At 73.9% G+C, this 16,356-nt stretch carries 18 protein-coding genes and 1 tRNA gene; 16 read left to right on the forward strand and 3 right to left on the reverse strand.

Annotated elements, in window-relative coordinates:
• Nucleotides 1-86: 86 nt before the first annotated feature.
• The 4 genes from DCS98_RS18385 to DCS98_RS18400 all read left to right on the forward strand — a co-directional run bounded on the left by DCS98_RS18385 (nt 87) and on the right by DCS98_RS18400 (nt 2,161).
• Nucleotides 87-728: a sigma-70 family RNA polymerase sigma factor gene (locus tag DCS98_RS18385; protein ID WP_241038317.1), complete on the forward strand. Its 642-nt coding sequence runs from the start codon at nt 87-89 to the stop codon at nt 726-728.
• Nucleotides 725-1,564: an anti-sigma factor gene (locus tag DCS98_RS18390; RefSeq protein WP_116452839.1), complete on the forward strand. Its 840-nt coding sequence runs from the start codon at nt 725-727 to the stop codon at nt 1,562-1,564. Before DCS98_RS18385 ends, DCS98_RS18390 begins: the two co-directional genes overlap by 4 nt.
• A 104-nt stretch (nt 1,565-1,668) precedes the next feature.
• Entirely contained in the window at nt 1,669-2,046 is a 378-nt protein-coding gene (locus DCS98_RS18395) for a TIGR02611 family protein (RefSeq protein ID WP_116452922.1), read from the forward strand.
• Nucleotides 2,047-2,089: 43 nt separating this feature from the next.
• Nucleotides 2,090-2,161 (forward strand) — tRNA-Val (locus DCS98_RS18400).
• Nucleotides 2,162-2,215: 54 nt separating this feature from the next.
• Here the strand turns inward: DCS98_RS18400 and DCS98_RS18405 are convergent.
• The 3 genes from DCS98_RS18405 to DCS98_RS18415 form a co-directional block, all read right to left on the reverse strand.
• Nucleotides 2,216-2,776, reverse strand: coding sequence for a dihydrofolate reductase family protein (locus DCS98_RS18405; RefSeq protein WP_116452840.1), 561 nt, complete (start codon nt 2,774-2,776; stop codon nt 2,216-2,218).
• 67 nt (nt 2,777-2,843) lie between these two features.
• A complete protein-coding gene (locus DCS98_RS18410; protein WP_116452841.1) occupies nt 2,844-4,238 on the reverse strand; it encodes a multicopper oxidase family protein in 1,395 nt (464 codons plus the stop codon).
• Between the two features lie 13 nt (nt 4,239-4,251).
• Nucleotides 4,252-5,085, reverse strand: coding sequence for a hypothetical protein (locus DCS98_RS18415; RefSeq protein ID WP_116452842.1), 834 nt, complete (start codon nt 5,083-5,085; stop codon nt 4,252-4,254).
• 201 nt (nt 5,086-5,286) lie between these two features.
• Between DCS98_RS18415 and DCS98_RS18420 the strand changes: the two genes are divergently transcribed.
• From DCS98_RS18420 to DCS98_RS18475, 12 genes are read left to right on the forward strand one after another with little or no spacing between them, the layout of a single operon-like run.
• Entirely contained in the window at nt 5,287-5,820 is a 534-nt protein-coding gene (locus DCS98_RS18420; RefSeq protein WP_241038319.1) for an MOSC N-terminal beta barrel domain-containing protein, read from the forward strand.
• 9 nt (nt 5,821-5,829) lie between these two features.
• On the forward strand, nt 5,830-6,927 hold the full coding sequence (locus DCS98_RS18425) for a CapA family protein (protein ID WP_116452843.1): 1,098 nt from the start codon (nt 5,830-5,832) through the stop codon (nt 6,925-6,927).
• 37 nt (nt 6,928-6,964) lie between these two features.
• On the forward strand, nt 6,965-9,007 hold the full coding sequence (thrS, locus tag DCS98_RS18430; protein WP_116452844.1) for a threonine--tRNA ligase: 2,043 nt from the start codon (nt 6,965-6,967) through the stop codon (nt 9,005-9,007).
• Entirely contained in the window at nt 9,004-9,555 is a 552-nt protein-coding gene (locus DCS98_RS18435; protein ID WP_116452845.1) for an HIT family protein, read from the forward strand. Before thrS ends, DCS98_RS18435 begins: the two co-directional genes overlap by 4 nt.
• Nucleotides 9,555-10,193, forward strand: a complete 639-nt coding sequence (pgsA, locus tag DCS98_RS18440; RefSeq protein WP_116452846.1) for a phosphatidylinositol phosphate synthase — start codon at nt 9,555-9,557, stop codon at nt 10,191-10,193. Before DCS98_RS18435 ends, pgsA begins: the two co-directional genes overlap by 1 nt.
• Entirely contained in the window at nt 10,190-11,134 is a 945-nt protein-coding gene (locus tag DCS98_RS18445) for a phosphatidylinositol mannoside acyltransferase (protein WP_116452847.1), read from the forward strand. The genes pgsA and DCS98_RS18445 overlap by 4 nt, the downstream gene beginning before the upstream one ends.
• Nucleotides 11,134-12,306, forward strand: a complete 1,173-nt coding sequence (locus DCS98_RS18450) for a glycosyltransferase family 4 protein (protein ID WP_116452848.1) — start codon at nt 11,134-11,136, stop codon at nt 12,304-12,306. The genes DCS98_RS18445 and DCS98_RS18450 overlap by 1 nt, the downstream gene beginning before the upstream one ends.
• Nucleotides 12,307-12,317: 11 nt before the next feature.
• On the forward strand, nt 12,318-12,854 hold the full coding sequence (locus DCS98_RS18455) for a LemA family protein (protein WP_116452849.1): 537 nt from the start codon (nt 12,318-12,320) through the stop codon (nt 12,852-12,854).
• A gap of 53 nt (nt 12,855-12,907) precedes the next feature.
• Complete coding sequence (gene pdxS, locus DCS98_RS18460; protein WP_277394627.1) at nt 12,908-13,804, forward strand: pyridoxal 5'-phosphate synthase lyase subunit PdxS; 897 nt, start codon at nt 12,908-12,910, stop codon at nt 13,802-13,804.
• Complete coding sequence (locus DCS98_RS18465) at nt 13,801-14,913, forward strand: heparan-alpha-glucosaminide N-acetyltransferase domain-containing protein (protein ID WP_116452851.1); 1,113 nt, start codon at nt 13,801-13,803, stop codon at nt 14,911-14,913. The genes pdxS and DCS98_RS18465 overlap by 4 nt, the downstream gene beginning before the upstream one ends.
• A gap of 11 nt (nt 14,914-14,924) precedes the next feature.
• Nucleotides 14,925-15,563 (forward strand): pyridoxal 5'-phosphate synthase glutaminase subunit PdxT, encoded by a 639-nt coding sequence (pdxT, locus tag DCS98_RS18470; protein ID WP_116452852.1) that lies wholly within the window; start codon nt 14,925-14,927, stop codon nt 15,561-15,563.
• Nucleotides 15,560-16,312 carry a YebC/PmpR family DNA-binding transcriptional regulator gene (locus tag DCS98_RS18475; RefSeq protein WP_116452853.1) on the forward strand — a complete coding sequence of 251 codons (753 nt, stop codon included), beginning with the start codon at nt 15,560-15,562 and terminating at the stop codon, nt 16,310-16,312. Before pdxT ends, DCS98_RS18475 begins: the two co-directional genes overlap by 4 nt.
• Nucleotides 16,313-16,356: the final 44 nt, after the last annotated feature.

Here is a 16,356-nt window from a genome sequence, read left to right on the forward strand (position 1 = left end):
CCATGCCCGGACGGGGGGCCGGCGAACCCCGAACACCCGCAGGAATGAACCGCTGTGGCAGCAGTGCACGAACGGGACGTGTGATCATGGGAGCCGTGACCTCCCCGGTGCGGCGTCCGGACGACGCCTCCGGGGACGCCGACGTCATGCGCCGCATCCGCGCGGGCGACCGCGGCGCGATCGACGACCTCTACGCGCGGTTCCGCCGACCGGCCTTCGCCCTGGCCCGCCGGATCCTCGCCGACGACGCGCTCGCCGAGGACGTGCTCCAGGAGGTGTTCCTCAGCGTGTGGCGGGACCCGTCGGCGTTCGACCGGGCGCGGGGGAGCGTGGCGTCGTGGTTGCTCGCGGTCGTCCACCACAAGGCGGTGGACGCGGTGCGGCGTGAGGAGTCCCAGCGGCGCAGGCAGGCGCAGGCGGAGGACGAGATGGCGCTGGACGCCCCCACGGCCACCCGCGACGTGGAGGAGGACGCCTGGTCCCGGGTGGTCGCCGAGCAGGTCCGGACGGCGATGGCCGCGCTGTCCCACCCGCAGCGCGAAGCCCTGACGCTGGCGTACTACGGCGGCTACACGCAGCGCGAGGTCGCCGCGCTCACCGGCACCCCGCTGGGAACGGTGAAGACCCGGATGCTGGCCGGGATGCGGCGGCTCCGCGAAGAGCTCGGTGGTCCGGCGGGGGCGGGAGCCCTCGGCGGGGTCCGGCCGGCAGAGGAGACGCAGCGATGAGCGCCGACCACCAGCGGTTCGACGAACTCGCCGTGGGCTGGGCGTTGCGCGCGCTGGAGCCCGAGGACGAGGCGGTCTTCGCCCGGCACCTGCCCGGCTGCACCCGGTGCACGGCGACGGTCGCGGAGACGACCGAGGTCATGGGTGCACTGGCCGCGGACCTACCGGCCGTCGAGCCCTCCGACGCCCTGGCCGTGCGGATCCGGGAGGCCGTGGCGGCCACCGAGCAGGTGGACCCGGCGCCCGCAGCGACGCCTGTGCCTGGCATGCCTCCGTCCGCCGTGCCCCCGACCGCCGTGCGCCCGACGGCCGTTCCCGCGAGCGCCACGCCTGCGCCCCTCGTCCCGGCGCCCCGCCGCCGCCCCCGTTCCCTGGCGCTCGGCCTCGTGGCCGCTGCCGTCGCCGCCGTCCTCGGCCTGGGCGTCTGGAACGTCGTGCTGCGCTCGGACCGCGCCGAGCTGAGCTCCACGGTGGCCGCGCAGCAGGACGCCGTCGAGGCGTTGCTGGACCCCTCCGCGACGGTCGCGCCGCTCGGCGACGAGGGCGCCCCCGTCGCCACCGTCGTGGCCCGGGACGGCGAGCTGCAGGTGATCACGCTGGGCCTCCCGGCCAACGACACCGACGACTCGACCTACGTGGTCTGGGGTCTGGGTGGCGACGCTCCGGAGGCTCTCGGCACCTTCGACGTGGATGGGTCACAGATGGCGCTGCGAACCGTAGAGTCCCGGCTGACCGGCCTCGACGGGTTCGCCACCTACGGCATCAGCATCGAAGCCGGTCGGGAAGCTCCGTCGGAACCGACGGAGGTGGTGGCGACCGGGCAGGTGACCAGCTGAGCGAGCACGGGACAGCGGCTCCCCCCGAGCACGGGCACCGGGAGACCCGCGACGAGCGGCGGGCTCGCTACGACGCCGACGAGGTGCGCAGCCTCCGCGAGCGCGTGGCCGACACGAAGTGGCGCCGCCGGCTGGCCGCGCGCCGCAGCGTCAACCACGGCTACCGCGTCGCCGTGGGGATCGTCGGCGGTCTGATCGTGGCCCTGGGCCTCGCGACGATCCCGCTGCCCGGTCCGGGGTGGCTGACCGTCATCGCCGGCCTGTTCGTCCTCGCCACCGAGTTCACCTGGGCCGAGCGGCTGCTCGAGTTCACCAAGGAGCACGTCAAGCGCTGGACCGACTGGGTCACGGCCCAGCCGGTCTGGGTGCGGCTGCTGATCGCGGCGGCCACGGCCGCGTTCGTGTACGGCGTCCTGGTCGTGACCCTGCACCTCACCGGGGTGCCCGACTGGGTGCCGGGGTGGGTGCCGCTCTGGCGGTGACCTTCTGGCACAATCACAGTGCGCGGTCGTCGATGGCCGCAGCGGGCGATTGGCTCAGTGGTAGAGCGCTTCGTTCACACCGAAGAGGTCACTGGTTCGAACCCAGTATCGCCCACCGGATCGAAGGGCCAGGGCACCCCGGGGGTGGGGTGCCCTGGCCCTTCGTCGTTCACCGGGGTCGGTAGCGGGCGTGGATCAGCCCGCTGGCGAAGGCGCGCTGCTCCACCAGGTCGAGCTCGAGGCGCACGCCGTCGGGGAAGAAGCGCTTCCCGCCGCCGACCACGGTGCTCGTCAGGAACAGGTGGTACTCGTCGACCAGGCCGGCCGCGATCGCCTGGGCGGCCAGGGTCGGGCCGTCGACGGTCAGGTCGGACTCCGACGCCTCCTTGAGCCGGCGGACGGCCTCGGGGTCGAAGGTCCGCTCGATCCGGGTCCGCTCGCTCGACACCGACTCCAGCGTCGTGGAGTGCACGACCTTCTCGGCGGCCTGCCAGTCCCGCGCGTACTGCACGACGTGCGGCGGCGCACCGGGCTCGGTGTGCGCGGTCTCCCAGAACACCATCGTCTCGTACATGCGCCGGCCGTAGAGGTACGTGCCGACGTGCCGGAAGGTGTCGCCGATGAAGCTGTGCACCTCCTCGTCGTCGGCCGCTCCCCACCCGAGGTCGCCCTCGGCGGCCTCGGCGTAGCCGTCGAGCGAGGTGATCATCCCGTAGATGAGCTTGCCCATGCGTCTCCCGTCCCCGTGGTCGTCGGGGTTGTGACCTGCGGGAGGCGCGGAAGTCATCGAACGGGGGTCAGCCCCGGCCGTACTCCACGAGCCGGAGCATGCCGTCCTCCATGTGGTGGTGGTTGTGGCAGTGGAACAGCCACCGGCCCGGGTTGGTCGCCAGGAAGTCGAAGGTCACCTCGCCACCCCGGGCGGGGACGGCCACGGTGTCCTTCACCGGCCCGCGGCCGGACGGCGTCAGCACCTGGAAGTGGTGGCCGTGCAGGTGCATCGGGTGCCACTTCGCGCTCGTGTTGCGCATGGTGAAGCGCACCCACTCACCCTCTGCCACGGGGAGCGGGTCGGCGTCCGGGTAGCTCTGCCCGCCGATCTGCGTCCCGGTGAGCGTGAGGTCGTACACGCGGTCCGGGCTGCCCGACGGCAGGTCGAGCGGCTCCCGCGCGAGCAGGTCCTCGTACCTGACCAGCTGCCCATCCAGCTCCGCCGGCCGCTCGGCGACCGCGGGCGCGCTCGAGGCGTCGCTGCCGGTGTAGCGCAGCACCGCCCGGCCCCACCCGTCGCGGCCCTCCGGACGCACGCCGACCTGCCAGACGCCACCGGGCTGCGCCGCGTCGACGAGGACGTCGTACCGCTCGCCCATGCCCAGCCGCAGCGCGTCGACCGTGACCGGCTCGACCGGCATGCCGTCGGAGTGCGTGACCGTGAGCCGGTGACCGGCGATGGCGAACCGGAAGCCGGTGTCGGCGGCGATGTTCATGACCCGCAGCCGCAGCCGGTCACCCGGCCTCGCCTCCAGGACCGGCGGGTCGTCGGGTGGACGGCCGTTGACCAGGAGCAGCGGGTAGGAGCGGCCGCCGAAGGAGACGGCGTCCGCAGGGTCGGGGTCCCCCGAGCCGGCGTCGTCGCTCCCGGAGCCGGCGTCGTGCCCGGCGTGGTCGTCCATCCCGTCCCGCCAGTCGTCGAGCATCAGCGTGTACTCGCGGTCGTAGGCCAGCTCCTCGGTCCGCGGTTCCACGATCAGCGGCCCGTACAGCCCGCGGTCCAGCTGCATGCCCACGTGCGCGTGGTACATGAACGAGCCGGGGATCGGCGTCTCGAACTCGTAGCTGAAGCCGGCGCCGGGAGCCACCGGGTCCTGGGTGATCCGCGGGACGCCGTCCATGGCGTTCGGGGGCGCCAGGCCGTGCCAGTGGACGGTGGTGTCCTCGGGCAGCTCGTTCTCCAGCTGCACCCGGAGCACGTCCCCGGCCCGGAGGCGGAGCTCCGGGCCGGGGACGGTGCCGTAGCCCCAGGTCGGGACGGGGTGCCCGGCCAGGTCCAGCCGCATCGGTGCGGCCGTGAGCCGCAGGGCCCCCGCGGAGGAGGGACCTGCGGCCGAGGGCTCCCGGCCGGAGCAGCTGGTGACCAGTGCGAGCCCCGCGGCGGCGGTCAGCCCCAGGAACTGGCGTCGGGTCGCCGGCATCCGGAGAACCTCGTCACTCGACGGTGAACTCGGCGAACATCCCGAGGGTGAAGTGCGGCGGCCCTTCGCCCTCGTGGTCGTGCGTCGTCCCCTGCGGGATGAAGCACGCGGCGCCGTACCGTCCGGGCTCCATGCGCAGGAAGGTCGTCTCCGACTCCCCGGGCATGGCGAACGTGACGCCGGCCAGCTGGATCATCGAGAAGACCTGCTCCTCGGGCTGGGCCAGCACCTCCTCGACGGGCATCGTGACGTCGTCGTTGATGCGGGCCAGACCGATCTCGTGCATCTCCTCGCCCTCGTTGGTGAAGGTGATCGCGACCACGCCGCCGGGGATGGTGTCCGGAAGGCCCTCGTACTCGTAGTCGACGCCGGTCGCCTCGACCTGCTCGTAGCCGCACTCGGCGAGCATGTACTCGTCGATCTCGTCGTCGGCCTGCTGGAACTCCGGGCCCTCCAGGATCGAGGGGTCGCCGCCGGACAGCGCCTCGCGAACGATGCCGGTGGCCTGGGTGACGGTGTCGGAGATCTCCTCGGGCGCGGTGTCCTCGACGTCCCCGAGCAGCGGTTCGACGGTGGCGCCGAACTCCTCGAGTGCGGCCTGCTGCTCCTCGGGCGGTGCGGTCTCGTCGGCCCCGGGCCCCATGGAGAACGCCGCCTCCAGGTCGACCGACGCCTCGCAGAACTCGGCCGGATCGGCGCTCGCCTCCGAGGCGCTGGTCCCTGCGGCCGAGGTGTCCTCACCGCCGGAGTCGTCCGATCCGCAGGCCACCATCGTGGCCGCGAGCGCGAGCGACGCGCCCCCGAGGACCCAGCGGCGGATGCCCCGGGTCCCAGTCGTCCTGTGCATGGTCTCCCAACCTCTCTCCTGGTGGCGGCGGACGCCGGCCGATAGCGGTGCAGGTTCGCGAGGAGGAGCGGCACGTGGCGGTGCCGGATACACGGTCGGTAGCCGATCCGGTGACTTCCCAGCGATCCGTCACGCGACGTCAGGGCGTGAGCCCGCTGCGTGGTACCGCTCGGTACCGGAGGGCCCGGTAGCGTCGCGGGGGTGACGGCGGAGCAGGCGGTGGGCCGGGTCGCGGAGATCCGCATCTACCCGGTGCGGTCCCTGGCCGGCACCGCGGTCGACCTGGCCCAGGCCGGGCCGGACGGCCTGGACGGTGACCGCGTCTGGACGGTGGTGGGCGAGGACGGGCCGGTCCGCGCGAAGGACGCGCCCGCCCTCGCGTCGCTGACCCCGGCCGAGGCCGATCCCGCGACCCTCTCCGCGGCGCTCGGCCGGCCCGTGCACCTCGAGCAGCTCCCTCCGCAGCCGGGCGTGGCGCCCGTGCACCTCGTGTCCCGCGCGGCCGTCGACCGCGCCGCCGCGGGCGAGGTGCCCGAGGGGTGCTCGGCCGACGACCCGCGCGCCAACCTGCTCCTCGACCTCGACGGCGACGAGCGGGCGTGGGTCGGCCGCCACCTCCGCATCGGGGAGGCCGTCCTGCAGCTCACCCGCAGGCCGAAGCACTGCCTGGGCGTCTACGCCGACGTCCTGACCCCCGGCGTGGTGCGCACCGGGGACCCGGTCGTCCTCGTCTAGGTTCCCGCCGTGGCTCGCAGGCCGGCGGCACTGGCCGCCCTCGCTTTGGTGCTGGCGGCGTGCTCGGCGGACCCCGTCGCCGCCCCGGCGCCGTCGTCGTCGGAGCCACCACCCGCGCCGCAGTCGTTCACGCTCCTCGCCACCGGCGACGTCCTGGTGCACCAGGACCGGGCGCTCACCGCCGGCGCCGAGCAGCCCGACGGCGGCTACGACTTCTCGGGGGTGCTCGCACCGGTGGCCCCGATGATCGGTGACGCCGACCTGGCGATCTGCCACCTCGAGACCCCGGTCGCCCCGGCGGGCGGCCCGTACCGCGGCTACCCCAGCTTCGCCGTCCAGCCCGAGATCGTGGACGCGCTGGCCGGTGCCGGGTACGACCTGTGCTCGACCGCGTCGAACCACTCGCTGGACGACGGCGTCGACGGGCTCGTCCGGACTCTCGACGTCCTCGACGCCGCCGGCATCCGGCACACCGGCACCTACCGGACGCAGGCCGAGGCGCTCGAGCCCACGCTCGTCGACGTCGGCGGGGTGACCGTCGGGCACGTGGCGGGCACGTTCGGGCTCAACGGGGTGCCGCTGCCGGCCGGGCGGGAGTGGTCGGTGGACGTCGCCGACGTCCCGGACGTCTCCGGGATGCTGGCGGCCGCCGCGCGGGCGCGGGCCGCCGGCGCCGAGGTGGTCGTCGCCAGCCTGCACTGCTGCGTCGAGTACCGGAACGACCCGACGGAGACCCAGGTGGCCGCGGTGCAGGCGCTGCTGGCCTCGCCGGACGTCGACCTCGTGCTGGGCCACCACGCGCACGTCGTGCAGCCCGTCGAGCGGATCGCGGGGGAGTGGGTCGCCTACGGCCTCGGCAACCACGTCGCCGAGCACGCCACGCGCGGCTACCCGACCGAGGACTCGCTGGCGGCCCGGTTCACCTTCACCCGGGGCGCCGACGGCCGTTTCGCGGTGACCACGGCCGAGGCGGTGCCGCTCACCATCGACCTGGGGGAGGACGCCGTGTCGGTGCGGCCCGCCGACCCGGAGACGTTCGACCGGGTCGCCGAGGTGCTCGGCCGCCGGGGCGGCGTCGGGGCGGGACTCCAGGTCGTCCCGCACTAGGCTCAGGGCGACTGTCCGTCGATCCTCTGGAGTCCTCGTGTCCGCCCCGCCCTCTCCCACCGCCGTCACCCCGATCCGGGTCCCGGCCGGGACGACGGCGCTGCAGGCGCTCAAGGACGCCGGGATCCCGCTGAAGGGCGCCGACGGCGCCGTCGTCGTCCGCGAGGTCGCCACCGGTGAGCTCAAGGACCTCGCCTGGGTGCCCGACGCCGAGGCGGAGGTCGAGCCGGTCCCGGCCGCCAGCGCGGACGGCCGCGCCGTCATCCGGCACTCGACGGCGCACGTGCTCGCCCAGGCGGTGCAGGAGCTGTTCCCCGGCACCAAGCTGGGCATCGGCCCGCCGGTCGAGAACGGCTTCTACTACGACTTCGACCCCGAGCGGCCCTTCACGCCCGAGGACCTGCAGGCCCTCGAGAAGAAGATGACCGAGATCGTCCGCGCCGGGCAGAACTTCTCCCGGCGCGAGATCAGCGACGCCGACGCGCAGGTCGAGCTGGCGCAGGAGCCCTACAAACTGGAGCTGATCGGGCTCAAGGGCGGTGCCGGCGAGGACGCCGAGGGCGCCGACGTGGAGGTCGGCGGCGCCCAGCTGACCATGTACGACAACCTGGACCCGCGCACGGGCGAGCGGATCTGGACCGACCTGTGCCGCGGCCCGCACCTGCCGCGCACGAACGCCATCCCGGCGTTCAGCCTGACCCGGAGCGCCGCCGCGTACTGGCGCGGGAGCGAGAAGAACCCGCAGCTGCAGCGGATCTACGGCACCGCCTGGGAGAGCAAGGACGCCCACAAGGCCTACCTCGAGCACCTCGCGGAGGCCGAGCGGCGCGACCACCGGCGCCTGGGCGTCGAGCTGGACCTGTTCAGCTTCCCCGACGAGATCGGCTCGGGGCTGGCCGTGTTCCACCCCAAGGGCGGTGTGGTCAAGCGGGAGATGGAGGACTACGTCCGCCGTCGGCACATCGAGGAGGGCTTCGACTACGTCGGCACCCCGCACATCACCAAGGAGCACGTCTTCGAGCTCTCGGGTCACCTGCCGTACTACGCCGACACCATGTTCCCGCCGATGGAGCTGGACAACGCGCAGTACTACCTCAAGGCCATGAACTGCCCGATGCACAACTTGATCTTCCGGTCGCGCGGGCGGTCCTACCGCGAGCTGCCGCTGCGGTTCTTCGAGTTCGGCACCGTCTACCGGTACGAGAAGTCCGGCGTGGTCCACGGTCTGACCCGCGTGCGCGGCCTGACCCAGGACGACTCGCACAGCTACGTCACCCCCGAGCAGGCGCCGGGGGAGGTGCGCCACCTGCTGGCGTTCGTCCTCGGCCTGCTGAGCGACTTCGGCCTCGACGACTACTACCTGGAGCTGTCCACCCGCGGCGACGACGCCGGCAAGCAGGACAAGTTCATCGGGTCCGACGAGCAGTGGGCCGTCGCCACGGCCGTCCTCGAGGAGGCGGCGAAGGAGACCGGCCTGGAGCTCGTGCCCGACCCCGGCGGCGCGGCGTTCTACGGCCCCAAGATCTCGGTGCAGGCGCGCGACGCCATCGGCCGCACCTGGCAGATGTCCACCATCCAGTACGACTTCAACCAGCCCGCCGGCTTCGGCCTGGAGTACAGCGCCGCCGACGGCACCCGCCAGCAGCCGGTGATGATCCACTCGGCGAAGTTCGGCTCGATCGAGCGCTTCTTCGGCGTCCTCACCGAGCACTACGCCGGCGCGTTCCCGGCCTGGCTCGCGCCGGTGCAGGTCGTGGGCATCCCGGTCACCGACGAGCAGGTGCCGTACCTGACCGACGTCGCGCTGAAGCTCAAGGCGCGCGGCCTGCGGGTGGAGATCGACGACTCCGACGACCGGATGCAGAAGAAGATCCGGACGGCGAGCAAGCAGAAGGTGCCCTTCGTGCTCATCGCCGGCGCGACCGACGCCGAGGCGGGCGCGGTGTCCTTCCGCTACCGCGACGGCTCGCAGCAGAACGGCGTGCCGGTCGACGAGGCGGTCGAGCAGATCGCGGCCTGGGTCGCCTCCCGCTCCAACGCCGACCCCACCGCCGCCGACCTGCCGGAGGCCGCCGGATGACCGACGACGGGCCGGGCAAGCCGTTCGAGCACCTGTGGACGCCCTACCGGATGGCCTACATCCAGGGCGAGGGCAAGCCCACGGGAGCCCACGACTGCCCGTTCTGCGTCATCCCGACCATGAGCGACGAGGACGGGCTGGTCGTGGCCCGGGGGGCGACGGTCTACGCCGTCCTCAACCTCTACCCGTACAACGCCGGCCACCTGATGCTGGTCCCGTACCGGCACGTGCCCGACTACACCGACCTCACCGCCGAGGAGGTCGCCGAGCTCGGGGCCTTCACGCAGACGGCGATGCGCACGGTGCGGGCGGTCAGCGGCGCCCACGGCTTCAACATCGGCATGAACCAGGGCTCGGTCGCCGGTGCCGGCATCGCCGACCACCTGCACCAGCACGCCGTGCCGCGCTGGGGCGGCGACACCAACTTCATGCCGGTGATCGGGCTGACCCGGGTGCTGCCGCAGGTGCTGGCGGAGACGCGCACGCTGCTGGCCGGGGCCTGGTCCCAGGAAGCGGCCGAGCAGGCGGTCCCGGTGCGGGGCGCCTGATGCTCGGCAGCAACGCACGCCCGGCCGTCGCCCGTTTCTGGGCGCCGGTCGTGGCCCGTCTCGCCCGGGCCGGGGTCACCCCCGACATGGTGACGGTCACCGGCACGGTCGGCGCCGTCCTGTCGGCGGTCCTCCTCATCGCCGACGGGGAGCTGTGGTGGGGGGCCGTCGCCGTCACCGCCTTCGTCCTGCTCGACATGCTCGACGGGGCGCTGGCGCGGGCCCGCGGCAGCGGCTCGGTGTTCGGCGCCGTCCTCGACTCGGTCGGCGACCGGGCCGCCGACGCCGCGGTGTTCGGCGCCCTCGTCTGGTGGTACTCCGGGGACGGCGACAACCGGCTGCTCGTGCTCCTCGCCCTCGTCTGCCTGGTGCTCGGCGTCCTGACCTCCTACATCAAGGCGCGCGCCGAAGGGGTGGGCCTGTCCGCCGACGTGGGCGTCGTCGAGCGCACCGAGCGGCTCATCCTCGTGCTCGTCGGAACCGGGTTCGCCGGCCTCGGCATCCCATACGCCCTGCACGTCACCCTGTGGGTGCTGCTCGTCGGCAGCGCGGTTACGGTCGGGCAGCGGTTCCTGGCCGTCCGTCGGGAGGCCGGCGGTCGTGCCGTCCCCGTCGAGCCGTCCCCGCCGGCGTCGTGAGCGCCCTGAACGCCCGGCTCACCGATGCCGGGTTCGCCGCCGGCTGGCACGCCGTCCGGCTGCTGCCCGAGCCGGTGGCCCGCGGTGCGTTCGACCGGGCCGGCCGGTGGGCGGCCGGGCGCGACGGCAAGGGCACGCGGCAGCTGCGGGCCAACCTGCGGGTGGTCACCGGGGGAGCGCTGGACGAGGACGGGCTCGCCGAGCTGACCGCGCGGGCCGTGCGCTCCTACGCCCGCTACTGGCAGGAGGCGTTCCGGCTGCCGTCGCTGCGCAGCGAGCGGATCGTGGCCGGGACCGAGGTCGTCGGCCTCGAGCACCTGGAGAAGGCGCGTGCGGGCGGCCGGCCGGTGATCATGGCCCTGCCGCACAGCGGCAACTGGGACGCCGCCGGGGTCTGGTTCATCGACTGGCTCGGCGGGCCGTTCATGACCGTGGCCGAGCGGCTCGAGCCCGAGTCGCTGTACGAGCGCTTCGTCGCGTTCCGTGAGTCGCTCGGCTTCCGGGTCGTCCCGCTCACCGGCGGCTCGCGCCCGAGCACCGAGGTCCTCCGCGAGTGGCTGGGCGACGGTGGCGCCGCCTGCCTGCTGGTCGACCGGAACCTGGGCAGCGGGGGAGTGCCGGTCGAGTTCTTCGGTCGGCCGGCCGGCCTCCCCGGCGGCGCGGCGCTGCTGGCCGACCGGACCGGTGCGGCCGTCGTCCCGACCGTCTGCCAGTTCACCGCCGACGGCTGGCGCCTGGTGTTCTCCCCGGAGGTGCCCGTCGCCGGCCCCGGCCGGCTGCGGGACCGGGTGACCACCGCCATGCAGGGCGTCGCCGACGCGTTCGCCGCCTCGATCGCCGACCGGCCGGAGGACTGGCACATGCTCGGCCGGATCTGGGCGGACGTACCACCGGACCCGCCCGCCCGCCCCGCACCCCCGGACCCGCCCGGGCGGCCCTGATGCGCATCGGCCTGGTCTGCCCCTACCAGTGGGACGTCCCCGGTGGGGTCCAGTACCACGTGCGGGACCTGGCCGAGACGCTGCGCGGCATGGGGCACCACGTCGAGATCCTGACGCCGGCCGAGCGCGAGGAGTCGCTCACCGACCCGTGGATCACCTTCGCCGGGCGCACGGTCCCGATCCCGTACAACGGCTCGATGGCCAGCGTGCAGTTCGGCCCCGTGTCGGCCGCGCGGGTCCGACGCTGGCTGCGGGAGGGCCGCTTCGACGTCGTCCACGTGCACGAGCCGGCGCCTCCGTCGGTGGGGCTGCTCGTCTGCATGATCGCCGACGGGCCGATCGTGGCCACCTTCCACGCCGCGACCACGCGCTCGAAGTGGCTGGCGGCCTGGGGACCGGTCGTGCGCCCCTGGCTGGAGCGGATCAGCGGGCGGATCGCCGTCTCCGACTTCGCCCGGCGGGTCCAGGTCGAGCACCTGGGCGGCGACGCGGTGATCATCCCGAACGGCGTGCACGTCGGCTTCTTCGCCGACGGGCCGACGCTGCCCGGGTACGCGCGCGGCGTCGACGGGCCGACCATCGGCTTCCTGGGCCGCTACCTCGAGCCGCGCAAGGGCCTGCCCGTCCTGCTGGCGGCCATGCGCTCCGTCGTCCGGGAGCACCCCGGTGCCCGCCTGCTGATCGCCGGCCGCGGCCACGCCGACGAGCTGTGGCAGCTGGTCGGCGAGGACCTGCGACCGCACGTCTCGCTGCTCGGCGAGATCTCGGAGGCGGACAAGGCGGCCCTCCTGCGCTCGGTCGACGTGTACTGCGCCCCGAACCTGCTCGGCGAGTCCTTCGGCGTCATCCTGATCGAGGCCATGGCCGCCGGCGCGCCGATCGTGGCCAGCGACCTCGACGCGTTCGCCCGGGTGCTGGAGGACGGGCAGGCCGGGGTGCTGGTGCGGCGCGGCGACGCCGCCGCGCTCGCCCGGGCGCTGTCCGGGCTGCTCGCCGACCCGGCGCGCCGGGCCGAGCTCGCCGCCGCGGGTCCGCGCGCCGCGGCGGCCTACGACTGGCAGGTGCTGGCCCGCCGGATCCTCGCCGTCTACGAGACCGTGGTGCTGCCCGGCGGCGGGGCGGTCAGCGCGGCGGAGGACGCGGACGTCCCACCGGGGCCGACGCACCGCTAGCCTCCGTCCCCGTGACGCCCGACGCCTGGTTGCTGCTCGTCGGCGCGCTCGTGCTCCTGCTCGCCGCCTGGGTCGCCTGGACGCTCACCCGGCTCGGCCGGCTGGAGGACCGCGTCGAGCGGGCCTGGCTGGCCCTCGACACCCAGCTGCAGCGGCGCGCCGGCCTGGCCGAGGAGCTGGCCCGCGACTACCCGGCGGCCGTCGGGGAGGACCGCGCCGAGTACCTGGCCGCCTTCGCGGCGGACGCCCGCCGGCCGGTGGACGGCGACCGCGAGCTGTCCGAGAACGCCCTCGGCCGCGAGCTGCGCGAGCTGCCGGGGGACCTGCGGGGGGTGCCGCACTCGCTCCGGACCGACCTGGAGGGCACCGGGATCCGGGTGGGCCTCGCCCGGCGCTTCTACAACGACGCGGTGCGCGACACCCGCGCGCTGCGCCGCTCGCGGCTGGCCCGCCTGCTGCGCCTGCACGGCCGCCGCCCGGTGCCGCGTTTCTTCGACATCGACGACCGCGTCGAGCAGGCGGCCGGGGCCGGTCGGCCCGCTCGCTGACCGCCGTAGGATCGGCCTTCCGAAGATCGTCCGACGACCGGTTAGGCATCCCCGTGTCCGCGCAGACCCCCTCCACCGGCACCGACCGCGTCAAGCGCGGCATGGCCGAGCAGCTCAAGGGCGGCGTCATCATGGACGTCGTCACGCCCGACCAGGCGAAGATCGCCGAGGACGCCGGCGCGGTGGCCGTCATGGCCCTGGAGCGGGTCCCCGCCGACATCCGGGCCCAGGGCGGCATCGCGCGGATGAGCGACCCCGACATGATCGAGGGCATCATCGGCGCCGTCTCGATCCCGGTGATGGCGAAGGCCCGCATCGGCCACTTCGTCGAGGCGCAGGTCCTGCAGGCGCTCGGGGTCGACTACATCGACGAGTCCGAGGTGCTGACCCCGGCCGACGAGGCGCACCACATCGCCAAGTCGCAGTTCACGGTGCCGTTCGTGTGCGGTGCCACCGACCTCGGCGAGGCGCTCCGGCGGATCTCCGAGGGCGCGGCGATGATCCGCTCCAAGGGCGAGGCCGGCACCGGCAACGTCGTCGAGGCCACCCGGCACATGCGCTCGATCCGTGCCGGAATCAAGGCGCTCGGCACGCTCGACGAGACCGAGCTCTTCGTCGCGGCCAAGGAGCTGCGCGCGCCCTACGACCTCGTCGTCGAGGTGGCGCGGCTGGGCAAGCTGCCCGTCGTCCTGTTCACCGCCGGCGGCATCGCCACGCCCGCGGACGCCGCGATGATGATGCAGCTCGGCGCCGAGGGCGTCTTCGTCGGTTCCGGCATCTTCAAGTCCGGCGACCCCGCGCAGCGGGCCGCCGCGATCGTGCAGGCGACGACGTTCCACGACGACCCCGACGTCATCGCCAAGGTGTCGCGCGGCCTGGGCGAGCCCATGGTCGGCATCAACGTCTCCACGCTCCCGGAGAGCGAGCGGTACGCCACTCGGGGCTGGTGAGCACCGCGGGCGACGACCGCGTCCGGGGGATCGACCTCGCCCGCGGTCTCGCCGTCCTCGGCATGTTCGGGGCGCACCTGCGGATCGGCACCGAGCTGACGGCCGATCCGTCGAGCTGGGCGGCGGTCGTCGACGGCCGCTCGTCGGTCCTGTTCGCCACGCTCGCCGGCGTGTCGATGGCCCTGCTCTCCGGGCGCGGACGCCCGGCCGAGGGCGTGGACCTCGTCCGCGCCCGGGTGCGCATCCTGGTCCGGGCCGCCTGGGTGTTCGCCATCGGCGCGGCGCTGGAGTGGCTGGACACCTTCGTCGCGATCATCCTCCCCGTCTACGCCGTCCTCTTCGTCCTCGCGCTGCCCTTCCTGCGCTGGTCGCCCGGCCGGCTGTTCGTGACCGCGGGGGCGATCGCGCTCGTGGGCCCGCCGCTGGACGCCCTCCTCGGGCAGGTCCTCTCGGTCGCCGACGCGGAGTCGCACTACGTCGCCGAGCTGCTGGTTACCGGCACCTACCCGGCGATGCTGTGGCTGGCCTTCGTGCTGGTGGGCCTCGGTGTGGGTCGGCTCGACCTGGCCAGCGGGGGCGTCCGCGCGCGCCTGGCCGGCGCCGGCGCCCTCGCCGCGGTGCTCGGCTACGGCGGCGGCTGGATGAGCACCCGGGCCCTGGCCGACGGTCTGCCCTCGGCCGGGCCCGAGGAGGGCTTCGCCTCGCCGGTGGGGGAGTGGCGGGCCGCCTGGTTCTCCGGCGCGGAGCCGCACAGCGGCACGACGTTCGAGCTGGTCGGGTCCTGCGGGTTCGCCGTCCTCGTCGTCGCCGCCTGCCTGGTCGTGGCCGACCGGCTGCCGCTGCTCACCTACCCGGTGCGGGCCGTCGGGGCGTTGGCGCTGTCGGTGTACACCGCCCAGATCGTCGTCCTCTGGGCGTTGCTGCAGGTGGGGGACGACCGGCCGGAGGGCGTCGGGCTGTGGCTGGGATTCGTCGTCAGCGCCCTCGCCGGTGCCGGCCTCTGGTGGTGGCGGATCGGCCGCGGCCCGCTCGAGCGGCTCCTCACCTGGAGCTCCCGCCGGGCCGCCGACGTCGGCCCGGCGTCCCGGACGCCGGAACCGCGGACGTAGCCTCGTCGGTCGTGCCCGCCGTCCCTGCCCGCCCGTCGATCGGCGTCCTGGCCCTGCAGGGCGACGTGCGCGAGCACCTGGCCGCCCTGGCCGACCTGGGTGCCGAGCCGCGCGCGGTGCGCCGCCCGGAGGAGCTGGCGGGGGTCGCCGGGCTGGTGCTGCCGGGCGGTGAGTCGACGACCATCGTCAAGCTGGCCGCCCGCTCCGGGTTGCTCGAGCCGCTCCGGACGGCGGTGCGCGCCGGTCTGCCCGCCTACGGGTCGTGCGCCGGGATGATCCTGCTGGCCGACCGCATCCTGGACGCGCCGCCGGACCAGGAGACGGTCGGCGGGCTCGACGTGACCGTCCGCCGGAACGCCTTCGGCCGCCAGGTCGACTCCTTCGAGTCCGACGTGGAGCTGGGGCTGGACGGAGGCCCCCTGCACGCGGTGTTCATCCGCGCCCCCTGGGTGGAGGAGGCCGGTGCCGGCGTCGAGGTGCTCGGCCGCGTCGTGGGCGGAGCGGCCGACGGTAGGATCGTGGCCGTCCGCCAGGGAAACCTGGTGGCCACGAGCTTCCACCCCGAACTCACCGGGGACCGCCGGGTGCACGCGCTGTTCGTCGACATCGTCCGCCGTCACCTGGCCGAGCGCAGCGAGGAGAACTCATGAGCGGCCATTCCAAGTGGGCGACGACGAAGCACAAGAAGGCCGGCATCGACGCCAAGCGCGGCAAGCTCTTCGCCAAGCTGATCAAGAACATCGAGGTCGCCGCCCGCACCGGCGGCGGTGACCCGGCGGGCAACCCGACGCTCTTCGACGCCATCCAGAAGGCGAAGAAGAGCTCGGTCCCCAACGACAACATCGACCGCGCGGTCAAGCGCGGGTCCGGCGCCGAGGCCGGTGGCGTCGACTACCAGGGCATCACCTACGAGGGCTACGCCGCCGGCGGCGTCGCGGTCCTCATCGAGTGCCTGACCGACAACAAGAACCGGTCGGCCATGGAGGTCCGCACCGCCATGACCCGCAACGGCGGGTCGATGGCCGACCCCGGCTCGGTCTCCTACCTCTTCTCCCGCAAGGGCGTCGTGGTCGTGCCCAGGACCGACAGCGCCGACGAGGACACGGTGCTCATGGCGGTCCTCGACGCCGGCGCCGAGGAGGTTCGCGACCTCGGGGACGCCTTCGAGGTGGTCAGCGAGCCCGGTGACCTCGTCGCCGTCCGCACCGCCCTGCAGGACGCCGGGATCGACTACGACTCCGCCGACATCGGCTTCGTGCCGAGCGTGACCGTCGAGCTCGACGAGGACGGCGCCGGCAAGGTCTTCCGGCTCATCGACGCCCTCGAGGACCTCGACGACGTGCAGAACGTCTACGCCAACTACGACGTCTCCGACGAGGTGCTCGAGAAGGTCGGCTGAGTCCCACCCGCCACATCCGGCACGGGAGGACCGGCGCGTCGACT

This window comes from Blastococcus litoris (assembly GCF_003075095.1).
Taxonomy (GTDB): domain Bacteria; phylum Actinomycetota; class Actinomycetes; order Mycobacteriales; family Geodermatophilaceae; genus Blastococcus_B; species Blastococcus_B litoris.

Coding starts and splice junctions, on each gene's coding strand:
- DCS98_RS18475 (WP_116452853.1), top strand. CDS start 15,560: ATGAGCGGCCATTCCAAGTGGGCGACGACGAAGCACAAGAAGGCCGGC.
- DCS98_RS18390 (WP_116452839.1), top strand. CDS start 725: ATGAGCGCCGACCACCAGCGGTTCGACGAACTCGCCGTGGGCTGGGCG.
- pgsA (WP_116452846.1), top strand. CDS start 9,555: ATGCTCGGCAGCAACGCACGCCCGGCCGTCGCCCGTTTCTGGGCGCCG.
- DCS98_RS18385 (WP_241038317.1), top strand. CDS start 87: ATGGGAGCCGTGACCTCCCCGGTGCGGCGTCCGGACGACGCCTCCGGG.
- DCS98_RS18410 (WP_116452841.1), bottom strand. CDS start 4,238: ATGCCGGCGACCCGACGCCAGTTCCTGGGGCTGACCGCCGCCGCGGGG.
- DCS98_RS18405 (WP_116452840.1), bottom strand. CDS start 2,776: ATGGGCAAGCTCATCTACGGGATGATCACCTCGCTCGACGGCTACGCC.
- DCS98_RS18415 (WP_116452842.1), bottom strand. CDS start 5,085: ATGCACAGGACGACTGGGACCCGGGGCATCCGCCGCTGGGTCCTCGGG.
- DCS98_RS18435 (WP_116452845.1), top strand. CDS start 9,004: ATGACCGACGACGGGCCGGGCAAGCCGTTCGAGCACCTGTGGACGCCC.
- DCS98_RS18450 (WP_116452848.1), top strand. CDS start 11,134: ATGCGCATCGGCCTGGTCTGCCCCTACCAGTGGGACGTCCCCGGTGGG.